The following is a 16,703-nucleotide window of genomic DNA, read 5'->3' as shown; positions in this document are numbered from 1 at the left end:
CAATGACACAGAGAACGAAAACAAAAGTAACCCTAATATTAACTTTAAATTAATGTACATGAAACAGAGTATGAAGTCGAAAGGCTTTGAACGCCGCCTCTTATTAATAATGTGGGGCTTGTTCCTATCTCTTAGTGCATTCGCACAACAGATTTCAATAAAAGGACATGTAGTAGATGCCACAGGTGAACCGGTGATCGGTGCCAGTGTGGTGGAAGGACGTACAACGAATGGTACGATAACCGATGTAGACGGTAATTTCTCATTAAGCGTTCCGGCTAACAGCACGCTGACTATCTCTTTTGTCGGCTATAAAACGCAGACTGTTCCGGTGAACGGGAAAAACTCGTTGAAAGTAACCTTGCAGGAAGATACGGAAGTATTGGACGAAGTTGTTGTAGTAGGTTACGGAACGATGAAAAAGAGCGATTTGACTGGTGCCGTATCTTCTGTCGGAGTGAAGGACATCAAAGACTCTCCGGTAGCTAATATCGGTCAGGCAATGCAGGGAAAAGTATCCGGCGTGCAGATTATCGATGCCGGTAAACCGGGTGATAATGTCACCATTAAGATCCGTGGTTTGGGTACGATCAATAACAGTAACCCGCTGATTGTCATTGACGGAATTCCTACCGACTTGGGATTGTCTTCCTTGAATATGGCTGATGTGGAACGGGTAGACGTATTGAAAGATGCTTCGGCAACAGCTATCTATGGTTCGCGTGGTGCCAACGGTGTGGTGATGATTACCAGCAAACGTGGTGCCGAAGGTGCCGGAAAAGTAACGGTAAACGCAAACTGGGCTATTCAGAACGCTACTAAAGTGCCCGATATGCTGAATGCTGCGCAATATGCCGCCTTGAGCAATGATATGCTGTCTAATAATGATGATAATACAAACCCTTATTGGGCAGATCCTTCTTTATTGGGAACAGGAACGAACTGGCTGGATGAGATGCTACGTACGGGAGTGAAACAAAGCTATTCGGTTAGCTATTCCGGTGGTACGGAAAAGGCACATTACTATGTATCCGGCGGTTTCCTCGACCAGTCCGGTATCGTAGAAAGCGTTAATTACCGTCGTTTCAATTTCCAGGCAAATAGTGATGCCCAGGTCAATAAATGGTTGAAGTTCACTACTAACCTGACATTCAGTACGGACGTGAAAGAAGGAGGAAGCTATAGCATCGGAGATGCGATGAAAGCACTTCCCACCCAGCCGGTGAAGAATGAAGACGGTAGCTGGAGCGGTCCCGGACAGGAAGCGCAATGGTATGGAAGTGTCCGCAATCCGATCGGTACGTTATATATGATGACGAACGAGACAAAAGGATATAACTTTCTGGCAAACATCACCGGAGAGATTGCCTTTACCAAATGGTTGAAGTTGAAAAGTACCTTTGGTTATGATGCCAAATTCTGGTTTGTCGACAACTTTACTCCGGCTTACGACTGGAAACCGAATCCGGTAGAAGAATCTTCCCGCTATAAGAGTGACAACAAATCATTTACCTACCTGTGGGATAATTATTTTGTATTCGACCATACTTTCGCCCAAAAACATCGTGTAGGTGTGATGGCAGGTTCTTCCGCCCAGTGGAACAACTATGATTACCTGAATGCTCAAAAGAATATCTTCATGTTTGATAATATCCATGAAATGGACAACGGCGAGAAGATGTACAGTATCGGTGGCAGCCAGAGCGACTGGGCACTGCTTTCTCTGATGGCACGTCTCAACTATTCTTACGAAGATAAATACCTGCTTACAGCCACTGTGCGCCGTGACGGTTCCTCCCGCTTCGGTAAGAACAACCGTTGGGGAACATTCCCTTCCGTTTCTCTGGCATGGCGTATTTCGCAGGAAGAATGGTTTCCGAAAGACAATTCTCCGGTGAATGACCTCAAATTGCGTATCGGATACGGTGTGACCGGTAATCAGGAAATCGGTAACTACGGCTTTGTGGCTTCCTATAATACGGGAGTTTATCCTTTCGGCAACAACAACTCCACCGCTTTGGTATCTACCACCCTTTCCAATCCGAATATTCATTGGGAAGAGGTACGCCAAACCAACTTCGGTGTGGATATGAGCCTGTTCAATTCACGTGTCAACCTTTCGCTGGATGCCTACATCAAAAAGACGGCAGACATGTTGGTGAAAGCTTCCATCCCTATCACCTCCGGTTTTGAAGATACTACTGAAACCTTTACCAATGCCGGCAAAATGCGTAACAAAGGAGTGGAAATGACCCTGCGCACCATCAACCTGAAAGGTCTTTTCTCTTGGGAATCTGCTTTAACGGCTACCTATAACAAGAATGAAATTCTGGACCTGAACAGCGAAACTCCGATGTTTATCAATCAGATGGGTAACTCATACGTGACTATGCTTAGAGCCGGTTATCCGATCAATGTATTCTACGGATACGTGACCGACGGACTTTTCCAAAACTGGGAGGAAGTAAACCGCCACGCCACCCAACCGGGAGCAGCTCCGGGGGATATCCGTTTCAGGGATTTGAATAACGATGGAGTCATCAACGATGAAGACCGTACCGTTATCGGTAACCCGAATCCGAACTGGTTCTTCTCTTTAAGCAATAATTTCTCTTATAAGGGATGGGAACTCTCCGTTTTCCTGCAAGGCGTATCGGGAAACAAGATTTATAACGCCAACAATGTTGACAACGAAGGAATGGCAGCCGCTTACAACCAGACCACAGCCGTATTGAACCGCTGGACGGGTGAAGGAACCAGCAACTCTATGCCCCGCGCCATTTGGGGAGACCCGAACCAAAACTGCCGTGTATCCGACAGGTTTGTGGAAAACGGTTCCTATCTCCGTCTGAAGAATATCACGCTTTCGTATACACTGCCTAAAAAGTGGATGCAAAAGATTCAACTGGAAAATGCCCGCATCTCTTTCTCTTGCGAGAATGTGGCAACTATCACCGGATATTCCGGCTTCGACCCGGAAGTGGATATTAATGGCATCGACAGCAGCCGTTACCCGATTTCACGTACCTTCAGTATGGGCTTGAACTTTAACTTTTAAATCAGGAGAAAGAATATGAAAAAGATAATAACTTTGGTATTTATGTCTGCCGTGCTGGCATTGACATCGTGCAACGACTTCTTGGATAAATATCCCAAATATGGCGTCGATCCCGAGTCGGAAGTGACGAATGAGATTGCTGTGGCACTGACTACTGCCTGCTACAAGACTCTTCAGTCATCTAATATGTATAACCAGCGTATTTGGAGCCTCGACATCATCGCAGGCAACAGTGAAGTAGGAGCCGGAGGAGGTACTGACGGTTTGGAGACTGTTCAGGCTTCCAACTTCATAGCCCAGAGCGACAACGGCTTTGCCTTGTATGTATGGCGTTCTCCGTGGGTTGGGATCGGACGTTGCAACATCGTGCTTTCCAATTTGCCTTCAGCATCTATCTCCGATGAGATAAAGACCCGTTGCATGGGTGAGGCTTATTTCCTGCGTGCACATTATTATTATATTCTGGTTCGTTTGTACGGAGGGGTGCCTTTGCGCTTGGAGCCGTTTGAACCGGGAGAATCTGCGGATATTGCCCGTAATACGGTAGATGAGGTATATGCTCAAATTCTTTCCGACTGCAAAAATGCAGTGAATATGCTTCCTCCGAAAAGCAGTTATGGAGATGCTGACAGGGGACGTGCCTGCAAAGAGGCTGCAATGGCGATGCTGGCGGATATTTACCTGACACTGGCTCCCAATCATCGTGACTATTATAATGAAGTAGTGACCTTGTGCAATAACATTGCTGCAATGGGATATGATCTGACTCAATGCAATTATGCCGATAACTTTAATGCGACGATCAATAATGGTGCAGAATCTCTCTTCGAAGTGCAATACTCCGGTAGTACGGAATATGACTTCTGGGGCGGTGATAACCAGTCATCCTGGCTGTCTACCTTCATGGGGCCTCGTAATTCGGGTATGGTAGCCGGTGCTTATGGATGGAACCTGCCTACGGAAGAGTTCTTCAAGCAATACGAAGACGGTGATTTGCGGAAAGACATCACTGTGTTGTATCAGGGTTGTCCTGCTTTTGACGGTATGGAATACAGACGTTCCTGGTCGAATACGGGTTATAACGTACGTAAGTTCCTTGTGTCGAAAACCGTCTCTCCGGAGTATAATACCAACCCCAACAACTTTGTAGTATACCGTTATGCGGATGTCTTACTGAAGAAAGCGGAAGCTTTGAATGAGCAGGGACATCCGGATCAGGCTGCCGAACCATTGAATATCGTTCGTAAGCGTGCCGGACTGACAGAGCTGCCGACTACTCTGACGCAGACCGAAATGAGAGAAAAGATTATTCACGAACGTCGGATGGAACTTGCTTTTGAGGGACATCGCTGGTTCGATATGATCCGGGTTGATAATGGAAATTATGCATTGACATTCCTGAAATCTATCGGTAAGAATAATGTGACCAAAGAACGTCTCCTGTTGCCTATTCCGCAGACGGAGATGGACTCCAATCACCTGATGACTCAAAATCCCGGTTATTAATCCGTTTTATAATCATTCATTTAGACAAATAATATGATGAAGAAATATATATATCAGTTGTTATGCTCTCTTTTCATCGGTGGAACGATGGTTGCTTGTACCGAGGATTATATGGAGACAGATAAAGGACATGATACCCTCACCCTTTCGGTGAATCAGCAGGAGTTGGTGTTGAACGAAAAGAACCATAGTCAGGAGGCGCTGGCGCTTTCATGGACTACCGGAACGAATTATGGAAGCGGTAACCGTATCTCTTATACGCTGGAACTGGCGAAAGCCGGAACGGACTTTGCGAATCCTTATTCGGTAGATTTGGGTACGGGAACGTATCAATGGACTAAGAAAGTGGAAGAACTTAACCAATTTCTGCATACGCAGTTCGGTATCGGTTATGCCGTGAAAGCGGAGTTGGAAGCACGTATCACAGCGGTTGTTGCCGGAATGGAAGATCAGAAACAGATTGCGACGGCTGCCTTTACGGTGACTACTTACCAGCCGGTTACTACGACGCTTTACCTGATTGGTGATGCTACTCCGAACGGATGGAGCGCCGATAACGCAACGGCAATGGAACGTACGGATAACGGACAATTTACATGGACAGGAAAGCTGAATACCGGATCGTTTAAATTTATAACGACCTTAGGAGAATTCCTGCCGTCGTACAACCGTGATGCTACTGCCGAAGAAGGATTCAAACTGACCTACCGTACATCGGGTGACCAACCGGACGAACAGTTCACAATCAGTAAAGAAGCAACTTATATCGTAAAAGCAAACCTGCTCGACCTGACATTAACACTTACCGAAACGGAAGATATTGGCTGGAGATATGAAGAATTTTTCATTGTCGGTTCGTTTACGGGTAACAATGGTTGGGGATTTGAAGCACTGTCTAAAGATGCTGTTCAGATGAACCTGTTCCATTATGGAGCCGTGATTCCCTGGAAGGCGGACGGAGAATTTAAATTCGCTTCCGTGGCAGACTTCGGTCAGGCGGATGCTTTCTTCCATCCTACCATGGCTAATGCTCCGTACACTTCGACATCGGTAGTACTTGGAGGAGATGACGATACTAAATGGCAGATGAAGGAAGCCGAATGTGGCAAGCCTTATAAAGTATGGTTCTACACAGGAAAAGGAAAAGAGAAGATGCTGATGCGTCCGTTCACTCCTTACGAAGGGCTGTATCTGGTGGGTGAAGCAACTCCGAACGGATGGGATTTAGGCAATGCTACTCCGATGACGAAGAGTGCCGACAGTCCTTACATCTTTACCTGGAGCGGTACGCTGAAAACAGGTGAGATGAAGATTTCCTGCGACAAGCAGTCAGACTGGAACGGGGATTGGTTTATGGCGGATAAGAGCAACAAGGCTCCGACGGGGGAAGTAGAGACGGCATTGTTCGTTACCAAGTCGGATGCGGAGTTGAACAGTATGTATCCGGATGCAGATTTGGGTAGTTTGGATTATAAATGGAATATTCAGGAAGCCGGTTCTTATCGGATTACGATTGACCAGTTGAAAGAGACGATTTCGATTGTGAAACAATAAAACAAGAATTCAAGATGAAGAAAATAATATATTGGGTGGCTGCTTTCCTGTGTATGGCTTGCAGTGACGATCATGGGTCGAACCAGGAGAATGGAGGAGCTTCGGGCAGTGTCACCGAAGTGACTCCGGTAACATCGGATTTAAGTGTGGACCTGTCTACGGATAAGGCTTTCTATAAACCGGGGGAGAAAGTGGTATTTACAGCAGAAGATGCGTTGCCTGCCGGAACTAAAGTTCGTTATCGCCTTTTAGGGGAGGTTGTCGGAGAAGAGTCGGTGGTAAATGGTACCAGTTGGACATGGCAACCGCCTACTACTGATTTCAAAGGATATATGGCGGAACTGTACCGTCAGGAGAATGGTACGGATGTGATTGTCGGTACGATTGCGGTAGATGTATCCAGTGATCCGGCACGTTTTCCGCGTTATGGTTTTGTCGCTGATTTCAGTCGGGAGAAGACGGCTGAAAAGACACAGGAAGAGATGGCGTATCTGAATCGTCATCACATCAATTGGGTACAGTTTCAGGACTGGCATAATAAACATCACTGGCCGTTGGGCGGTACACGCACACAGTTGGACGAAGTATATATGGACATCGCTAACCGGGAGGTTTATACAAGTTCGGTGAAAAATTACATTGAAGCGCAGCATCGTTTCGGTATGAAGTCTATGTTTTACAATCTTTGTTTCGGAGCATTGAAGGATGCCGCTACGGACGGGGTGAAGGAGGAATGGTATTTGTTTAAGGATGCTTCTCACACTACTAAAGATAGTCATGATTTGCCGGGCGGATGGAAAAGTAATATTTATCTGGTAGATCCTTCTAATAAGGAATGGCAGAAATATTTGAACGAAAGGAATGATGATGTATATGCGAACTTTGCCTTCGACGGCTATCAGATAGACCAGTTGGGACGACGCAGCACGCTTTACAATTACAACGGTATTCCGGTCAATCTGCGTGAGGGATATGCTTCTTTTATTGAAGCGACGAAGCAGGCTCATCCGGACAAGAGTTTGGTGATGAATGCGGTCAGCCGTTACGGTGCCCGTCAGATAGGAGAGACAGGTAAAGTTGATTTCTTCTATAATGAAGTGTGGGCGGATGAGGCTGATTTTACCAATCTGAAAGCCATTCTTTATGAAAATGGAGTATATGGCAATTATCAGTTGAATACGGTTTTTGCAGCTTATATGAATTATAATAAAGCGGATAACCGGGGAGAATTTAATACGCCGGGTATCTTATTGACAGATGCTGTCATGTTTGCTTTGGGTGGTTCGCACCTTGAACTGGGAGGCGATCACATGTTGTGCAAAGAGTACTTCCCGAATGAGAATCTGACAATGAGCGAAGAATTGAAAACAGCGATGGTTCGTTATTATGATTTTCTGACTTCTTATCAGAATCTGCTTCGTGACGGTGGTACGGAGAATCGTGTTTCCATAGATTGTACCAATGGCGAAATGAGATTGAATAGTTGGCCTCCTCAACAGGGATCAGTTACTACTTATGCCAAGCAGGTAGGTGGCAAGCAAGTCATACATCTTCTTAATTTCTCGCAAGCGAACAGTCTTAGCTGGAGAGATGTGGACGGTACGATGCCGGAACCGGCTTTGATTACGAAAGCGGCTTTGCAAATGAATCTGTCGGCAAAGGTGAATAAGTTATGGGTAGCGTCGCCGGATGCACACGGAGGAGCCTTGCAGGAATTGGCCTTTACACAGGAGAACGGAATTGTCTCTTTTACATTGCCTTCCTTGAAATATTGGACAATGATTGTGGCTGAATAAAAGAGATTGCAGCTGAATAAAATGAGTATAGTCCAATAACGCGGCTGTAGCAGAATGACTTAAAATGATAGGTATGATGATTAGATATAGATTATGGGTATGGGTGTTGTGCTTGGTGTTTCCAACATGGGTTTGGGCGGAAAAAACGACACGTACATGCTCCTCTTTTACACAGCAGGGACGTCAGGTGACTTTTCACCTGACGGACAGTGCCGCGTTGCAATTGCAACTTTGTAGCTCTTCCGTCGTGAAAATCTGGTTCTCACCCGACGGGCAATTGCAGCGAAGAAATGCTTCGTTTGCAGTGATTAATGAAGAGCTGGAAGAGGTAGGAACTATTCATGTGGATGAACAAGCGGCCTGTTATGAGATATTTACTCCGAAGTTGCGTATCCGGGTGAATAAATCTCCGATGAGTCTTCAGATATTCGATAAATATCAGAAACTCTTGTTTAGCGATTATGCCGATAAAGGCCATGTCAGTGAAGGAACGAAGAAGGTGGAATATAAAGTGCTTCGTCGTGACGAGCACTTCTTCGGACTTGGTGAGAAAGCGGGAAAGATGGATCGTCGTGGCGAGTCTTATAAGATGTGGAATAGTGACAAACCTTGTTATAGTGTGGTAGAAGATCCTCTTTACAAGAGTATTCCTTTCTTTATGAGCAATTACCGATATGGTATTTTTCTTGATAACACCTATAAGACGGAATTCAAATTCGGAACGGAAAGCCGTGATTATTACAGCTTTGAAGCGCCGAACGGGGAAATGGTATATTACTTTATCTTCGGTAAAGACTATAAAGAAATCATCAGCCAATACGTCGGACTGACGGGAAAACCTATCATGCCGCCGAAATGGGCGTTGGGATTTGCTCAATGCCGCGGTCTGTTGACAAGTGAAAAGCTAAGTCGTGAGATAGCCGAAGGCTACCGGAAACGGGGAATACCTTGTGATATTATCTATCAGGATATCGGCTGGACAGAATACTTGCAGGATTTCGAGTGGCGCAAAGGAAACTATGAGAACCCCAAAAAGATGCTTTCGGATTTGAAAGAGATGGGTTTTAAGGTAGTCGTATCTCAAGACCCGGTAATTGCACAAGCCAACAAAAAACAATGGGAAGAAGCAGACCGTTTGGGTTATTTTGTAAAGGACAGTACGAACGGTAAAAGCTACGATATGCCCTGGCCTTGGGGTGGCAACTGCGGAGTGGTGGACTTCACTCTGCCTGCCGTAGCCGACTGGTGGGGAACTTATCAGCAGAAACCTATTGACGATGGCATCTTCGGCTTCTGGACGGATATGGGCGAACCTGCCTGGAGTAACGAAGAGCAGACGGAACGCCTGGTGATGAAGCACCATTTGGGTATGCACGATGAAATCCATAACGTCTATGGCCTGACCTGGGACAAAGTGGTGAAGGAGCAATTTGAAAAGAGGAATCCGGACCGTCGTGTTTTTCAAATGACTCGTGCTGCTTATGCCGGATTGCAACGTTATACGTTCGGCTGGACGGGTGATAGCGGAAACGGAGACGACGTATTGCAAGGTTGGGGACAATTAGCCAATCAGATTCCTGTAATGCTTTCCGCAGGTTTGGGATTAATCCCATTTTCTTCCTGTGATATTACCGGTTACTGTGGGGATATTGAGGATTATCCGGCTATGGCGGAACTCTATACCCGTTGGATTCAATTCGGTGCATTCAATCCTTTGAGCCGTATTCATCATGAGGGAGATAATCCGGTGGAACCATGGCTTTTCGGACCGGAAGCGGAAAAGAACGCGAAAGCAGCTATCGAACTGAAATATCGTTTGTTGCCGTATATCTACACTTACGCCCGCGAAGCGTATGATACAGGATTGCCTATCATGCGGCCTCTGTTTCTCGAATATCCAATGGATATGGAAACTTTCTCCACGGATGCCCAATTCCTGTTCGGTCGTGAATTGTTGGTAGCTCCTGTGGTGAAGAAAGGTGCTCGCACAAAGAACGTGTATCTTCCCGAAGGCACATGGATAGACTACAACAACAAGCAGACGGTCTACACCGGAGAGCAATGGACTACCGTTGATGCTCCCTTGTCCTCTGTTCCCATGTTTGTGAAGCAAGGTTCCATCATCCCTACCATGCCGGTGATGAACTACACCCATGAGAAACCGGTATATCCACTTACTTTTGAAATCTTTCCCGCCCAGGAAGGTGCACAAGCAGCCTTTACTCTTTACGAAGATGAAGGAGAAGACTTAGGATATCAGCGTGATGAATTTGTCAAAACACCGATTATTTGCAGCACTCTGGCAAATGGATATGAACTGACCGTCTCTGCCCGTGAAGGAAAAGGATACACTGTTCCCGGTCCGAGAAATCTGTTGTTCCGTATTTATTCTGCGAAAGCTCCGAAAGAGATAACTGTCAAAGGAAAGAAGATAAAGCAAACTAAACCGGAACGTTTGGAAGAAAATCTGGAGAATAACACTGAAACTGTAGCGTGGAGTTGGGATAAGGAAACAGGTGTCTGTAGTGTGAGAATACCTGATAAAGGTGTTGATGAACAGTTGATGATTACTTTTAAATAAACAGGGAGCTGTTGGCAAGCTAATATTCAGAGTTTTTCTTTCGTTTTATATGGATAATGTGTAGATTCGCACGAAACTCATATCAGAAATGTGTAAGTTATCACATTTCTGATATCAAAAGTGTGATTCATTATGAGAAGCTTTTCCAACCCGCTTACCTGATTCGCTATTCAATGCTGAATTTGAAACAAGATGGTAATTTGATTAATATCCCCCTGTTTTTGGCGGATAAGACAAAAGAGCTATTGAAGGATAAAAGTTGAAAGAGCCTTCTGAAGGAATCAGTAGCCTCTTAAAAAACGATGATTCTTAAAAAAGGAATATTTAATCATTGGAAGAAGGACGTGAATTGCAGTTTGGTAAAGAAAAGCAGGAAAATGTCCTGCATTTGTAATTACGCGATTCTCTATTTCGGCTGTTTCGAAAATATGCCAATCAAGCTGCGATAGATTTTTGATTATTTTTGTTATTTGGAGAGCAGATGCCCGAATAACTAATCATTTTATTATTTTTTCCTTTCCGATATATTATGGTAAACTAGAGATAAAAATGTTTCTTAATAGTCCATTTTTATCTTCTTCACCGGGGAACGATAGCTTCCTCGGTGAGGAACAAGTCGATGCACACCGAGGAACACTTCGTTGGTTTTAAAGCAATGAGCGGTTTCTGAATAGAGAAAGATGCATATCCTGTTTGCTTTTATGCAATATTAGGCATCCTTTTGTATGCTCATGCGTTTATTTATGCAGTTTATTTTCCGGTTCGTTATTTTCTAATTGGCCATTTCCTTGTATAATATTAAAAATAGAACATTGAAAGTATATATTATCAAGTCGATAAGCAGTTGTTTATTTAAATAAAATAAATTCCTATTACCCTTTTCAAGAAAGTATAATGATTAAGTAATATAGTATTAAAATATTGATTGACAATTGCCTATGTTTGCAACGTTATTTTAAATGGAAATCTAATACACAATAAAGTTGTTATGAGAAAATCAACAAGGATAATTTATTTAAAGATGGTTGCACTAGCTATGGTCACTACATTTTCCACTCTGAATGGTCACATATCTGCCAATACACTTCAGAAAGAACTCCATTCGGGATGGAGGTTTAAACAAGCTCGTCTTTCTAACTGGTATCCTGCTACAGTCCCGGGAGTAGTACACACTGACTTGATTGATAATAAAATCATTGAAGATCCTTTTTATCGCTTAAATGAAAGAGGTGTACAGTGGGTTGATAAGGAAGATTGGATTTATGAAACAACCTTCGATGTAGCACCCGAATTGATGGATAAAAACAATATACGGCTTTATTTTAAAGGGCTTGATACTTATGCAGATGTCTATTTGAATGGAGAAAAGATATTGGAGGCAGACAATATGTTTCGTGAATGGAAACTTCCCGTAAAAGATAAACTGAAAGCAAAGGATAATAAATTAAGGATATATTTCCATTCTCCAATTAAACGGGATATGCCTAAATGGGATGCGCTGCCTTTTCACTATGAGGCAATCAACGACCAGTCGGAGAATGGAGGAGTATTCAATAGAAAGGTTAGTGTTTTTGCCCGTAAGGCAGGCTATCATTATGGTTGGGACTGGGGACCTCGCCTGGTAACTTCTGGCATCTGGAGACCTGTTTTATTAGAAGCATGGGATGATTTTCGGATAGAAAATGTGTTTATCCGGCAAAAAGAGGTTTCTTATAAACAAGCCGACATCAGTAATATTGTAGAAATACTAGCCGATAAAGATATTGAGAAGGCTGAAGTTACGGTCAGAGACAATAAGACTGGAAAGATTTATGGTGCTACTGCTACCTGCCTGACAAAAGGATTGAATAAGATTGCTGTAAATTTCTTTATAAAGAATCCTAATTTGTGGTGGAGCAATGGACTCGGAAAAGCCAATCTATATGAATTCCGGACCGAAGTAAAAACAAACGAGCAAAATAAGGACTGTCTTATAACTTCTACAGGAATACGTTCATTAAAAGTTATACGTAAGGAGGATAAAGAGGGAAGATCATTCTATTTTCAACTTAATGGAATACCTGTATTTTCCAAAGGGGCTAATTATATCCCTTGTGATAATTTTCTGCCTCGTGTGACGAAGGAACTGTATGAGAAAACGATCCTGGATGCTGTCAATGCTAATATGAATACTTTGCGTGTGTGGGGTGGAGGGACTTATGAAGATGATTATTTCTACGAATTATGCGATAAATATGGTATTCTTGTGTGGCAGGATTTTATGTTTGCCTGCAGCGTATATCCCTCCGAAGGTGAATTGCTGGAAAATGTTCGTCAGGAAGCAATTGATAATGTTCGCCGTTTGCGCAATCACCCTTCTCTTGCTTTATGGTGTGGTAATAATGAATGCCTGGAAGCTTGGTTTGGTTGGAATTGGAAAGAAAACTATGCGAAGCAGAATCCGGAGTATGCCCGGATTATCTGGCAGCAGTATGAAGATCTGTTTCATAAAATGCTACCGGAAGTGGTGACTGACAACAGCCCTGAAACATTTTATTGGCCTTCATCGCCCTTCAGTCGTTATGACGGAGTTTCCGAGAATAATAAAGGAGATACGCATTATTGGGCTGTATGGCATGCAAAAAAGCCGATCTCCGAATATAATAAGGTGCGTAGTCGTTTCTTTAGTGAATATGGTTTTCAATCTTTTCCCGAATTTGAGTCGGTCAAAATGTATGCTCCGCACCCTGAAGACTGGGAAATAACTTCCGAGGTAATGATGTCTCATCAACGGGGAGGTGAGTTCGCGAACAAACTGATTGAAGACTATTTGCTGAACGAATATCGCAAACCTAAAGATCTCGAATCATTTCTGTATATGAACCTTGTACTGCAAGGGGATGCTATTAAAACGGCTATTGAAGCACATCGCAGGGATATGCCTTACTGTATGGGGACATTATTTTGGCAACATAATGATTGCTGGCCGGTTGCTTCGTGGTCGAGCCGTGATTACTACGGACGTTGGAAAGCGCAACATTATTTTGCCAAGGCAGCTTTTCGGGACGTGCTTGTATCTCCCATAGTTAATAATGACAGGCTTGATGTATATATTGTATCTGATAGATTAAGGAAAACGAGCGCTATACTGGAACTGGAAGTCTGTGACATGGAAGGAAAGCTTGTTAATTCAGTCAGAAGATCGGTAACTATTCCTGCTAATGAAAGTAAAGTCGTTATATCCCACAAATTGAATTCATTTATAAAATCACAACCGGAAAATCAGCTTGTTATCTCCGCAACCCTTACCGATCAACAAGGAACGATTTACACAAATAATTATTTCTTGACGAAGCAAAAGGAGATGTTATATCCGCAAGTAAATATATCATATCAATTAAAGTCACTGCCTGACGGATATGAATTGACTTTAAAAGCAGACCGTTTTGCAAGAGCTGTATACTTGTCTCTTGATGGAATTGATAATTTCTTTGAAGATAATTATTTCGATTTGATGCCGGGAAAAGATAAGATAGTGAAAGTTCGTACCGATATTTCATATACGGACTTTTCCCGACAGCTAAAAATCAAATCGTTGGTCGATGGATATTAAATAAATGCACTTAATATTTAATCAACATCTGTTGCAGGATTGTACGGTATTCACTAGGTGTGTTTCCTTTCTTCTTTTTGAATATCCGAATAAAGTTCGATAGATTATTAAATCCGCACGAGTAGCAGATTTCTGCTACCGTGTGTGATGTTTCAGTCAGCATTTGGCAAGCACGGGCCACACGGAGGTTGTTGATATAGTCAATAAAGGTGCAATTTGTTTTCTTTCTGAAGAAATGGCTGAAAGCGGATTCTGACATATTTACCAGAGCTGCTACATCTCCCAGTTTGATAGGTTCTTCAAAATTCTTCTCTATATAGTCGCAGACTTTTGCAATGCGTCTACTTTTTGAGGTACGTATCGTGTCTTTTGTGTCATAGAGATTACTGACTAAAATATGTCTGTCGGCAGTGGAGAGATCATACAAGATAGAGAGAAACTCTAAAACGGTGTGGAAGCCTTGCATCCGGGTAAGCTGGAGAATTTTCTCTTTCATTGCCAGCATGGTGTTTTCAGAAAAGCTAATTCCTTTCTGTGAGTCGAGTAACAGTTGTTTAATCGGGCTGAATAGTCGTTTCTCCAATATTGGAAAATTGAGCAATTTGTCCGAGAACTGAATTGTCACCACATGATTGCCTTCTACAATCTCCCCTTTCCAGGCATGCGGAAGATTGGGGCCAGTCATTACCAAATCTAGATTGTCAAACTTTTCGACTGAATCGCCTACAATTCTTTCTCCATACGTATTCATCACAAGATTAATTTCATAATCGGAGTGATAATGTACCGGATAATCAAATTTTGCATTGGGATGATTTAAAACGATGAATAAATCATCAGAAGAAATGGGAGTAATTTCCTTTTGAATGTCTTTCATAAGAACTGTATTTAACTTGATACAAATGTACGAATAATAATAATACAAAAACAGGCTATTCAAAAAAGTATAATTATTAAGCAATATAATATCAAAAAACTATCATTATATGCCTTACATTTGCAAAGTGAATCATACTTAATAACTAATTGAATGCTATGGAATCATTTTCTATCGGAACTATTGATATTATAATCGTAGTCGTATATTTGCTATTTATTATATGGTGGGGTGTAAAGAACGGAAAGAGTTCGGATGCTCAATCGTATTTTCTTGCCGGACGTTCCATGCCCTGGTGGGTTGTAGGGTTGTCTCTGTTTGCCGCCAGTATATCCAGTACTACGCTTATCGGGCAATCGGGTGATGCTTATGATACGGGGCTTGCCGTTTTCAATTATAACCTGACCGGTATTGTAGTTATGGTGTTTTTTGCTGTTTTCCTTCTACCTTTATATATAAGGTCGAAGGTTTTTACGATTCCGGAGTTTCTGGAGAAGAGATTTGATAAACGTTCCCGTTACTACTTTTCCGCTATTTGTATTATCGGAAATATTTTTCTGGATGCTGCCGGTGCGCTTTATGCAGCCGCATTAATTATCAAACTGGTATTACCTGAAGCTGATCTTCAGATGATTATTATAGTCTTTGCTATTATTGCAGCTTCATATACAATTCCGGGAGGACTTTCTTCTGCCATTAACGCGGAACTGATACAGGCGGTAGTTTTGATTTTGGGTTCGGTTTTGCTTACCTATTTCTGTTTTCAACAGGGAGGAAGTTATTTCTATCATTTGTTTGAAAACGATGATATATTGGTGAAGCTGATTCGCCCGTTGTCCGATAATGCCACTCCTTGGTTGGGGCTGATCGTGGGGATGCCCATATTGGGTATTTACTTCTGGGCTAATAATCAGACTCTAGTACAACGTGTTTTGAGTGCCAGGACTATTGATGAAGGTCGGAGAGGTGTTATATTCACCGGTTTTCTCACGATGAGCACATTGTTTATTATTGCTATTCCCGGATTGATTGCCCGTGATTTATTTCCAGGTTTGGATAAACCCGATATGGTATATCCTAATATGGTGATGCAATTAATGCCTGTGGGTTTGCTGGGTATTATGCTGGCTGCTCTGTTGTCTGCATTGACTTCTACGATTAGTGCTATCTTGAATTCTACTTCTACTTTGTTTACGATGGACTTTTATGCGAAGTTTAATAAACATGCTGATACAAAAAAGCTGGTACTGGTTGGTAAAATCGCTTCTTGTGTGATTATTCTGTTAGCTGCATTATGGGCACCTCAAATTGGTAAATTCGGATCTCTTCTAAAATATTATCAGGAAATGCTTTCTTATATTTCTCCTCCTATCGTAGCGGCTTTCCTTCTTGGAATTTTTAATAAGAGAGTGAATGGTGACGGAGCTTTTATGGGATTGATTCTCGGTCTGGTAGTAGCGGTTCTTTTACTTTTCTTTAAAAATACGGTTTTTGGTGATTTGCACTTTTTGTTGATGGTCCCTTTCTTGTTGATATTCAGTATAATAGTGATTTGTGTAAGCAGTTTCTTTTATGCGGCTCCGGGTAAAGATAAGCTTACTGACACCACCTTTTCTCTTAGTGATCTGAAAGAAGAATATGTAACCTTGAAAACAGTAGTCTGGTATAAGAACTATCAGGTATGGGCAGGGGTGTTACTTGTGTTAAGCGCATTGATTTGGATTATTTTCCAATAAAAT

8 protein-coding genes are annotated in these 16,703 nt (G+C 42.7%); 7 read left to right on the top strand and 1 reads right to left on the bottom strand.

Annotated features, from left to right (window positions below):
* Window positions 1-58 precede the first annotated feature (58 nt).
* The 6 genes from HMPREF9009_RS03115 (at window position 59) to HMPREF9009_RS03085 (ending at window position 14,087) form a co-directional block, all read left to right on the top strand.
* Window positions 59-3,058, top strand: a complete 3,000-nt coding sequence (locus tag HMPREF9009_RS03115) for a SusC/RagA family TonB-linked outer membrane protein (protein ID WP_049702226.1) — start codon at window positions 59-61, stop codon at window positions 3,056-3,058.
* A gap of 42 nt (window positions 3,059-3,100) precedes the next feature.
* Window positions 3,101-4,564: a RagB/SusD family nutrient uptake outer membrane protein gene (locus tag HMPREF9009_RS03110; RefSeq protein WP_369798457.1), complete on the top strand. Its 1,464-nt coding sequence runs from the start codon at window positions 3,101-3,103 to the stop codon at window positions 4,562-4,564.
* A 36-nt stretch (window positions 4,565-4,600) separates the two neighbouring features.
* The gene (locus tag HMPREF9009_RS03105; RefSeq protein ID WP_049702225.1) at window positions 4,601-6,118 is read left to right on the top strand and encodes a SusF/SusE family carbohydrate-binding protein; all 1,518 of its coding nucleotides are present in this window, start codon (window positions 4,601-4,603) and stop codon (window positions 6,116-6,118) included.
* A 14-nt stretch (window positions 6,119-6,132) separates the two neighbouring features.
* Complete coding sequence (locus tag HMPREF9009_RS03100) at window positions 6,133-7,914, top strand: endo-dextranase (protein WP_049701407.1); 1,782 nt, start codon at window positions 6,133-6,135, stop codon at window positions 7,912-7,914.
* A gap of 76 nt (window positions 7,915-7,990) precedes the next feature.
* Entirely contained in the window at window positions 7,991-10,495 is a 2,505-nt protein-coding gene (locus HMPREF9009_RS03095; protein ID WP_049702224.1) for a glycoside hydrolase family 31 protein, read from the top strand.
* Between the two features lie 1,021 nt (window positions 10,496-11,516).
* Window positions 11,517-14,087, top strand: a complete 2,571-nt coding sequence (locus HMPREF9009_RS03085; RefSeq protein WP_192919043.1) for a beta-mannosidase — start codon at window positions 11,517-11,519, stop codon at window positions 14,085-14,087.
* Window positions 14,088-14,097: 10 nt separating this feature from the next.
* Here HMPREF9009_RS03085 and HMPREF9009_RS03080 read toward each other — a convergent pair whose 3' ends face one another.
* Window positions 14,098-14,964 carry an AraC family transcriptional regulator gene (locus HMPREF9009_RS03080; RefSeq protein WP_004317421.1) on the bottom strand — a complete coding sequence of 289 codons (867 nt, stop codon included), beginning with the start codon at window positions 14,962-14,964 and terminating at the stop codon, window positions 14,098-14,100.
* Between the two features lie 158 nt (window positions 14,965-15,122).
* On the opposite strand from HMPREF9009_RS03080, the gene HMPREF9009_RS03075 reads away from it, so the two are divergent.
* Window positions 15,123-16,700 carry a sodium:solute symporter gene (locus HMPREF9009_RS03075; RefSeq protein WP_049701405.1) on the top strand — a complete coding sequence of 526 codons (1,578 nt, stop codon included), beginning with the start codon at window positions 15,123-15,125 and terminating at the stop codon, window positions 16,698-16,700.
* The last annotated feature ends 3 nt before the right edge of the window (window positions 16,701-16,703 follow it).

The organism is Bacteroides sp. 3_1_13, assembly GCF_001185845.1.
Taxonomy (GTDB): domain Bacteria; phylum Bacteroidota; class Bacteroidia; order Bacteroidales; family Bacteroidaceae; genus Bacteroides; species Bacteroides xylanisolvens.
This window is presented reverse-complemented; position numbering and strand designations above follow the sequence as displayed.

Excerpts from the sequence above, each read along its gene's own strand:
- HMPREF9009_RS03115 (WP_049702226.1), top strand. The coding sequence starts at position 59 with ATGAAACAGAGTATGAAGTCGAAAGGCTTTGAACGCCGCCTCTTATTA.
- HMPREF9009_RS03110 (WP_369798457.1), top strand. The coding sequence starts at position 3,101 with ATGTCTGCCGTGCTGGCATTGACATCGTGCAACGACTTCTTGGATAAA.
- HMPREF9009_RS03105 (WP_049702225.1), top strand. The coding sequence starts at position 4,601 with ATGAAGAAATATATATATCAGTTGTTATGCTCTCTTTTCATCGGTGGA.
- HMPREF9009_RS03100 (WP_049701407.1), top strand. The coding sequence starts at position 6,133 with ATGAAGAAAATAATATATTGGGTGGCTGCTTTCCTGTGTATGGCTTGC.
- HMPREF9009_RS03095 (WP_049702224.1), top strand. The coding sequence starts at position 7,991 with ATGATTAGATATAGATTATGGGTATGGGTGTTGTGCTTGGTGTTTCCA.
- HMPREF9009_RS03085 (WP_192919043.1), top strand. The coding sequence starts at position 11,517 with ATGGTTGCACTAGCTATGGTCACTACATTTTCCACTCTGAATGGTCAC.
- HMPREF9009_RS03080 (WP_004317421.1), bottom strand. The coding sequence starts at position 14,964 with ATGAAAGACATTCAAAAGGAAATTACTCCCATTTCTTCTGATGATTTA.
- HMPREF9009_RS03075 (WP_049701405.1), top strand. The coding sequence starts at position 15,123 with ATGGAATCATTTTCTATCGGAACTATTGATATTATAATCGTAGTCGTA.